Genomic DNA, 698 nt, shown 5'->3' with positions numbered 1-698 from the left:
GTTTGAAATGTCTTCTCCTACTTCATGCTGAGCAACGACTTGGGCTTCCGGCAGTAGTGCATTTGCTAGAGGCAACTTATCTACTTGCTGCTGTAGAGCGGTTAAACGCAGAACAAGACCGTCACGGTCAATCAATGGGACAGTGCGCAGTTTGGTGATGTCGTTTGCCATCGCTTTACGCAGTTTAACTAAGCTTGGATCGTTTAGCGCGGCAATACGTTGGTCTGCGCTTTCCATTAGTTGAGTTGCGCTTTCTACGTCATGCTCTAAGAACAATTTACGACCAGCCAACTTCACAAGGTAATCGGCCTCTGCCAATAGCCAGTCGTTTGGACGTCGGCCTTTCACATCTGCGACGGCGAGTTGTAAACTTTCAATGCTCTTTTGTTGTTGACCAAGCACCACTTCTGCTTTGTGCGTTACTGTGGCCGCTTTCTCGATGGTTTCTTCTTTAACTTGGTTTAGCTCTTGCGTCATCGAAGCTTGCGCTTTTTCTAGTTGGTTTTGTAGCTGAGCTATTTGGGCTTGGTAATCGGCTTGTTGCTCATGAAGTTTATAAGCGAGACCGCCACCGAAGATGATTGAAAGAATGATCGCTACGGTGCCGAGCTTGACGCCACGTTTGCCTTGCTTCTCTTCAAATTCAACCTTTGTTGGCTCTGCTGGTTTTGCAGGCTCAACCGGTTTAGAGGCTTCCT

1 protein-coding gene is annotated in these 698 nt (G+C 47.7%); it reads right to left on the bottom strand.

The features are described 5' to 3' along the window. Nucleotides 1–698, bottom strand: a 698-nt coding sequence (locus R7040_RS26675) for a uroporphyrinogen-III C-methyltransferase (protein ID WP_318097614.1), incomplete at both ends; no start/stop codon positions are given.

It is taken from the genome of Vibrio sp. 1069, assembly GCF_033340555.1.
This window is presented reverse-complemented; position numbering and strand designations above follow the sequence as displayed.